Annotated in this window: 6 protein-coding genes, 1 tRNA gene and 2 pseudogenes; 5 read left to right on the top strand and 4 right to left on the bottom strand. The window is 72.4% G+C overall.

The window, feature by feature from the left end:
* Positions 1–315: 315 nt before the first annotated feature.
* Positions 316–927 (bottom strand): annotated as a pseudogene (locus tag JNW87_RS32435) (ANTAR domain-containing response regulator); the annotation flags it as partial.
* A 93-nt stretch (positions 928–1,020) separates the two neighbouring features.
* On the opposite strand from JNW87_RS32435, the gene JNW87_RS32430 reads away from it, so the two are divergent.
* Positions 1,021–1,093: transfer RNA gene (locus JNW87_RS32430), tRNA-Leu, on the top strand.
* A 301-nt stretch (positions 1,094–1,394) separates the two neighbouring features.
* Positions 1,395–1,877 carry a hypothetical protein gene (locus tag JNW87_RS32425; RefSeq protein WP_238454990.1) on the top strand — a complete coding sequence of 161 codons (483 nt, stop codon included), beginning with the start codon at positions 1,395–1,397 and terminating at the stop codon, positions 1,875–1,877.
* A 58-nt stretch (positions 1,878–1,935) separates the two neighbouring features.
* Here JNW87_RS32425 and JNW87_RS32420 read toward each other — a convergent pair whose 3' ends face one another.
* Both JNW87_RS32420 and JNW87_RS39980 read right to left on the bottom strand, forming a co-directional pair.
* Positions 1,936–2,727, bottom strand: coding sequence for a PLP-dependent transferase (locus tag JNW87_RS32420; RefSeq protein WP_309234127.1), 792 nt, complete (start codon positions 2,725–2,727; stop codon positions 1,936–1,938).
* Positions 2,728–2,845: 118 nt separating this feature from the next.
* A pseudogene (locus JNW87_RS39980) lies at positions 2,846–3,091 on the bottom strand (PLP-dependent transferase); the annotation flags it as partial.
* Positions 3,092–3,193: 102 nt separating this feature from the next.
* Between JNW87_RS39980 and JNW87_RS32415 the strand changes: the two are divergent.
* From JNW87_RS32415 to JNW87_RS32405, 3 genes are all read left to right on the top strand, one after another.
* Positions 3,194–3,673 carry an Lrp/AsnC family transcriptional regulator gene (locus tag JNW87_RS32415; RefSeq protein WP_109801935.1) on the top strand — a complete coding sequence of 160 codons (480 nt, stop codon included), beginning with the start codon at positions 3,194–3,196 and terminating at the stop codon, positions 3,671–3,673.
* A gap of 45 nt (positions 3,674–3,718) precedes the next feature.
* Complete coding sequence (locus JNW87_RS32410; RefSeq protein ID WP_109801934.1) at positions 3,719–4,729, top strand: LLM class flavin-dependent oxidoreductase; 1,011 nt, start codon at positions 3,719–3,721, stop codon at positions 4,727–4,729.
* Positions 4,730–4,946: 217 nt separating this feature from the next.
* On the top strand, positions 4,947–6,380 hold the full coding sequence (locus JNW87_RS32405; RefSeq protein ID WP_236647858.1) for a pyridoxal-dependent decarboxylase: 1,434 nt from the start codon (positions 4,947–4,949) through the stop codon (positions 6,378–6,380).
* 49 nt (positions 6,381–6,429) lie between these two features.
* Here JNW87_RS32405 and JNW87_RS32400 read toward each other — a convergent pair.
* A partial coding sequence (locus JNW87_RS32400; RefSeq protein WP_238454989.1) for a hypothetical protein occupies positions 6,430–6,754 on the bottom strand: 325 nt, incomplete at its 5' end.

The raw sequence follows: 6,754 nt of genomic DNA, 5'->3' as shown, positions 1-6,754 counted from the left end.
CGCAGGCCGTCGCGTCCCGCAGCTGCAGCCGCCCGGGCGCGCCCGGCGGCACCGGCAGCGTCATCGGCTGCCAGGCCGGGCGGCCGGCTCCGGGGCCGGATCGGTGCGCCCGGGCGACCGGCAGCCGGCCAGCAGCACGGCCGTCAGGCCGAGCACCGCCAGCGGACGCCGAGCACGCATGGCCGCGATCGTATCGACCGCCGACGAGGCACGGGATCCGTCGACCCGCCGGATTCTCCCGCCACCACTCGCCGGCGCGAGGACGTGCGCCGACGGCGCGGCGACGGTCGGGGCGGAGGGCGGACGGTCAGGAGGCGGGCTGGGTCCCTCGCCGCCGGCGGTCTCGGCGAGGATCCGCTCGGCGACCTCCTTCATGGTCATCCGGTGGTCCATCGCGGTGCGCTGGATCCACTTGAACGCCTGCGGCTCGGTCATCCCGTACGTGGTCATCAGCGCGCCCTTGGCCCGCTCCACGGTCTTGCGGATCTCCAGCCGGTCGGTGAGGCCGGCCACCTCCGCCTCCAGCGCCGCGATCTCCGAGTAGCGGGAGAGGGCGATCTCCACCGCCGGCACCAGGTCGCTCTTCTGGAACGGCTTGACCAGGTACGCCATCGCGCCGGCCGCCCGGGCCCGCTCCACCAGGTCCCGCTGGCTGAACGCGGTCAGGATGATCACCGGGGCGATCCGGGCGCCGGCGATCCGCTCGGCGGCGGCCAGCCCGTCCATGATCGGCATCTTGATGTCGAGGATGACCAGGTCCGGCTTGAGCTCCTCGGCGAGCTTGACGGCGGTCTCGCCGTCACCGGCCTCGCCGACCACCTCGTAACCCTCTTCGACCAGCATCTCGGCCAGGTCCAGCCGGATCAGCGCTTCGTCCTCGGCGATCAGTACCCGCCTGCGCTCGGCATCCGTCTGCGTCTCGGCCACGAGCCACTCCCACCAGTTTGAGCCCGACGCCCGCCGTGCCGGGTGTCGCCGCCCTTAGCCTAGTCGGTATTCTGTTGAGGCTGAATCACGCAAGCCCCTGTACTCCAATGGAAGAGAGACGGAGCTCAAACCTCCGACAGTGTGGGTTCGAGTCCCACCGGGGGCACCGAAATTGTCGTACTGGCGTTCGAAGATGCGTACGTGCATCCACCCGAAGTACGCGCTCGAGCGCGGCATCTGTACCTCGCCGCGCGACCGTTGCTGAGGCCGCCCGCGCCGTCGGGGTTTCCTATCCCACCGTCCGACACTGGTGCAAGGTCCGACCGGAGCCGAAGCAACAGGGCACCGCGCTGCGCTGCTTCCGCTGCCGCGCCGACGTCGACAATCCGACAGATCCCGGTCAGTACGCCTACCTGCTCGGCCTCTACCTCGGTGACGGGCACCTGGTCACCACCGTCCGGGTTCCGGTGCTGCGCATTTTCTGCGCCGACGCCTGGCCGGGCCTGATCGACGCCTGCGAAGAAGCGATGAAGGGCGTCCTGGCGGCCTCGGTGCAGCGCGTGCAGAAGCAGGGCTGCGTCACCGTGCAGAGCTACGGCAGACACTGGCCGTGCCTGTTGCCACAGCACGGGCCCGGCAAGAAGCATGAGCGGCCGATCGTGCTGGCCGAATGGCAGCGGGAGATCGTGGCGGCGCAACCGGGCGACCTTCTGCGCGGCCTGTTCCACTCCGACGGTTGCCGGTTCAGCAACCGGGTCACCGTCCGGGGCAAGCAGTATGTCTACCCACGCTACATGTTCACCAACGAGTCGACCGACATCATGGGCCTTTGCCAGTGGGCGCTCGACCAGCTCGGCATCGCGTGGAAGATGAACCGCCGCAACTCCCTCTCCGTCGCGCGGCGGGACGCGGTCGCCGCGCTGGACTGCCACGTCGGCCCGAAGTCCTGACGCCGGACAGCGCCCCGGGCCGGGCGGCGAGACGCACGGGGTCCGCAGCCGCGAGGCGTCAGATCACCCCGAGCGCGTGGGCCAGGTCCGCCCGGAGGTCCTCCGGGTCCTCCAGGCCGACGGAGATCCGCAGCAGCCCGCCGCACGGCTTGGCCTCGCCGGCGACGGGTCGGTGGGTCAGCGAGGCCGGGTGCTGGATCAGGGTGTCCACCCCGCCGAGCGACACGGCGTGGGTGATCAGCTCGCACGCCCCGGCGACAGCCGCCGCGGCGGGCGCGCCGCCGCGTACCTCGAAGGCGAGCAGGCTGCCGGTGCCGGACATCTGCCGGCCGACCAGCCCGGCCGGGTCGTGCGCCGACGGGTGGTGGACCCGCTCGACGGCGGGGTGGCCGGCGAGCCAGCCGGCCAGCTTCTCCGCGCCGGCCTGCTGGGCGCGGACCCGCAGGGGCAGCGTCTGCAGGCCGCGGTGCAGCAGGTACGCGCCGAGCGGGTGCAGGATCGCGCCGGTGACGGCGCGGACCTGGCGCAGCCGGGTGGCCCACCCGGCGTCGCAGGCGATCACGCCGGCGAGGACGTCGCCGTGGCCGCCGATGCTCTTGGTGGCGCTGTGCAGCACCAGCGTGGCGCCGTGCCGGGCGGGCTGCTGGAGCACGGGCGTGGCGACGGTGTTGTCGACCAGCAGGGGGGCGTCGCCGGCGGCGTCGGCCAGGGCGGCGATGTCGACCAGGTCGAGGGTGGGGTTGGCCGGGGTCTCGACGATGACCAGCGCGGTGTCGGGGCGGACGGCGGCGGCGACCTCGTCCGGGCGGGCCCAGGTGACCTCGGTGCCGAGCAGGCCGGTGGCGAGCACGTGGTCGGTGCCGCCGTAGAGGGGGCGGACGGCGACGATGTGCCGCTGCGTCGCGGGTGGCGGCGAGCAGGGCGGCGGTGAGGGCGGCCATGCCGCTGGCGAAGGCGACGGCTGCGGCGGTGCCTTCGAGTTCGGCGAGGGCGGTCTCGAATCGGGCCACGGTGGGGTTCCAGAGCCGCTGGTAGACGGCGCTGCCGCCGGCGGGGAGGGTGCCGCCGGTGGCGAGGGTCTCGTACGCGTCGCCGCCCTCGTCGACCGAGGGCAGGGGGTTGGTGGTGGAGAGGTCGATCGGCGGTACGTGGACGCCGAGACCGGCGAGGTCGTCGCGCCCGGCGTGCACGGCTCTGGTGTCCACGGCTGTCATGACCGGAAGGGTCGAACATCAGCGCAGTTGGGGGCAATAGCTACGAAGAAGATTCTGTCACTGGCTCTTCCAACGCTCGCCGATTCGGTGGAGGATGCTCGCATGCCCGTTGCACCGAACGATGTGCGGCCGTTCACGGCCTTGGACGACGTCGACCGCGCGATCCTGACCGAGTTGGCCGCCGACGGCCGGCTGCCGAACAACGCCCTCGCCGAGCGGGTGGGGGTGGCGCCCTCCACCTGCCTGACCCGGACCCGGTCGCTGCGCGAGTGCGGGGCGATCCGCGGCTTCCACGCCGAGGTCGATCCGGCCGCGGTGGGACTGCCGTTGCAGGCCCTGGTGTCGGTGCGGCTGACCGCGCACGAACGGGCGGTGGTGGACGCGTTCCGGGCCCGGTCGGTCCGGCTGCCGGGGGTGGTGTCGGTGTTCCACGTGGCCGGCGCGGAGGACTACGTGCTGCACGTGCGGGCGGCCTCCGGGGACGCGCTGCGGGACTTCGTGCTCGACCACCTGGCGGTGGACCCGGCGGTGCAGCACACCCAGACCAGCCTGATCTTCGAGCAGGCGCGCGGTATGGGCTAGGGCACCATCCGGAACAATTCCGGCACGGGCGGGGTTGCTCAACGAGTGATCGACGTACCCCTGTCTGTCCTTGATCTTGCTCCGGTGGCCCGTGGGGCGACCTCCGGTGAGGCGCTGCGGCACACCACCGAGCTGGCCCGCCGCACCGAGGAGCTGGGCTACCACCGGTTCTGGGTGGCCGAGCACCACAACATGCCGGCGATCGCCAGCTCGGCTCCGGCCGTGCTACTCGCCCACCTGGCCGCCAACACCTCGACGATCCGGCTGGGCTCGGGCGGGGTGATGCTGCCCAACCACGCGCCGCTGGTGGTGGCCGAGCAGTTCGGCACCCTGGACGCGCTGCACCCGGGCCGGATCGACCTGGGCATCGGCCGCGCTCCCGGCACCGACCAGGTGACCGCGCTGGCGCTGCGCCGGACCATGGAGGGGCTGTCGGCCGAGGGGTTCCCCCGGGAGCTGGCGGACCTGATGAACTACTTCAGCGGTGCGGAGCCGGGGCCGATCACGGCCACCCCGGGGCGCGGCCAGTCCCCCACGGTGTGGCTGCTCGGGTCGAGCGGGTTCAGCGCCCAGCTCGCCGGGCTGCTCGGGCTGCCGTTCTCGTTCGCGCACCACTTCAGCGCGCAGAACACCCTGCCCGCGCTGGCGCTGTACCGGCAGAGCTTCCGGCCGTCGCGCTGGTTGGAACAGCCGTACGCGATGGTGGCGGTGAACGTGGTCTGCGCGGAGACCGACGAGCGGGCGGAGTGGCTGGCCGGTCCGAGTTCGCTGTCGTTCCTGAAGCTTCGCTCGGGTCGCCCGGAGCCGCTGGCCAGTCCGGAGGAGGCGGCGGCGTACCCGTACGACGAGCTGGAACGCGACTTCGTCCGGCAGCGCCGCGAGGGTCAGGCGATGGGTTCGCCGGAGACGGTGGGCCGGCAGCTGGGCGAGCTGCTGGAGCGCACCGGCGCGGACGAGCTGATGCTGACCACGATGGTGTACGACGTGGCCGACCGGGTGCGCTCCTTCGAGCTGGTCGCCGAGCAGGTGGCCGGCGGGCTGCGCCGGAACGGCTGAAACACGCTCTTCATAGCGACGTCACCCCACCGTCGCGGAGCTCCCCTAGCTTTGTGACCGGTGGTGGTACGGCATTCCCGGTCGGGACGGGTCGGGGGTGCTGCGGTGTGGTGCACCGGGTCGCCGGCGCTGCGGATTCCGCGGTCGGCGACCCGGTGCCTGCCTTTCCCCCTCCCGCCCCTTGATCCGCGACAACCCACCTGATCGACTCGGGGTCATGGCTGAGCACATGGACCCCGAGGAGTTCCGGCGCGCCGGGTACGCGGTGGTCGACTGGATCGCGGACTACTGGACGACACTCGGGCAGCGACCGGTGACGTCGCAGGACCCGCCGGGCGCGGTGGCCGCCGCACTGCCGGCCGGCCCGACCGACCGGGGCGAGCCGGTCGAGTCGCTGCTGGCCGACCTGGACAGCGTGATCGCGCCGCGACTGACGCACTGGCAGCATCCCGGCTTCTTCGGCTACTTCCCGGCCAACACCTCCGGCCCGAGCGTCCTCGGCGACCTGGTCAGCTCCGGTCTCGGCGTGCAGGGCATGCTCTGGGCCACCGGGCCGGCCTGCACCGAACTGGAGACGGTGATGCTGGACTGGCTCGCCGGGCTGCTGGACCTGCCGGAGCGGTTCCGCTCCGCCGGCCGGGGCGGCGGGGTGATCCAGGACTCCGCGTCCTCGGCCACGCTGGTCGCCACGCTGGGCGCGCTGCACCGGGCGAGCAAGGGCGGCTGGCGGGCGGACGGGATCGACCGGCGGTACCGGGCGTACACCTCCACCCAGGGGCACTCCTCGATCGAGAAGGCCGCCCGGATCGCGGGGCTGGGCGCCGACGGGGTCCGAGCGGTCGAGGTGGACCTACGGACCCAGGCGATGCGCCCGGAGGCGCTGCGGGCGGCGATCGAGGCGGACCGGGCTGCCGGGGTGACGCCGGCGATCGTGGTGGCGACGATCGGGACCACCTCCACCACCGCCGTCGACCCGCTGCCGGAGATCGGCAGCATCTGCGCGGAGTACGGCGTCTGGCTGCATGTCGACGCCGCGTACGCGGGAGCGGCCGCGGTCTGCCCGGAGCTGCGCTGGTCGCACGCCGGACTGGAGCGCGCGGACTCCTACTGCTTCGACCCGCACAAGTGGCTGCTCACCGGCTTCGACTGCGACGCGTTCTGGGTGGCCGACCGGGGCGAACTGATCGAGGCGTTGACGGTGATGCCGGAGTTCCTGCGCAACGCGGCCACCGAGTCCGGCGCGGTGATCGACTACCGGGACTGGCAGGTGCCGCTGGGCCGCCGGTTCCGGGCACTCAAGCTCTGGTTCGTGCTCCGCTGGTACGGCGTCGAGGGGTTGCGGGCGCACATCCGATCGGGAGTGGCGCTCGCCGACCGCTTCGCCGCGCGGGTGGCGGCCGACGACCGGTTCGAGCTGGCCGCCGCGCATCCGTTCTCGCTGGTCTGCTTCCGGCTGCGGGCGGGTGACAAGCCGAACGCCGAGCTGCTGCGCCGGGTCAACGACACCGGTCGGGTACACCTGACGCACACCCGGGTGGAGGGGCGGTACACGCTGCGGCTGGCGGTGGGCTCGCCGCTGACCACCGAGACGCACGTCGACGAGGCGTGGGATCTGCTCTCCGCGGCGGCTGAGGACCTGCCGGCCGGCTGACCGCCGACCGGACAACGCGGCGACCGGACCGGCAAGGCGTGCCAGGTTGTCACGGACGTCCTTTGCTCTGCTTCAGGCAACACTCACGCAGAGTCGCGGGAACCCCCTGGCCATCGCCAGCCGCTGACGAGGATGCGCTGGTCAGCGGGTTGTTGCGCTGGTTGAAGCAGAGCAAAGGAGGTGGTGCGGGTAGGCGGCCGCGCAGGGCAGCAACCGTCGGTGACGTACGTCGAGATCTCGCGGCGGCCACGACGGTTGTCGCGGGGTTCGTCGGCTCTTCATAGACCTCGCACGAGACCAGGCCATCGATGAACTCCCCGAACGAGTCGGCGACCCGCCGAGGAATCCTGTCTTCGCCGACGTATACGACCGCC

This window comes from Micromonospora sp. ATA51, assembly GCF_016802855.1.
In the GTDB taxonomy this organism is placed as follows: Bacteria; Actinomycetota; Actinomycetes; order Mycobacteriales; family Micromonosporaceae; genus Micromonospora; species Micromonospora sicca.
The sequence above is the reverse complement of the archived record's forward strand: the minus strand, read 5'-3'. Positions and strand labels throughout refer to the sequence as shown.

Coding starts and splice junctions, on each gene's coding strand:
- JNW87_RS32415 (WP_109801935.1), top strand. CDS start 3,194: ATGCCCGTTGCACCGAACGATGTGCGGCCGTTCACGGCCTTGGACGAC.
- JNW87_RS32405 (WP_236647858.1), top strand. CDS start 4,947: ATGGCTGAGCACATGGACCCCGAGGAGTTCCGGCGCGCCGGGTACGCG.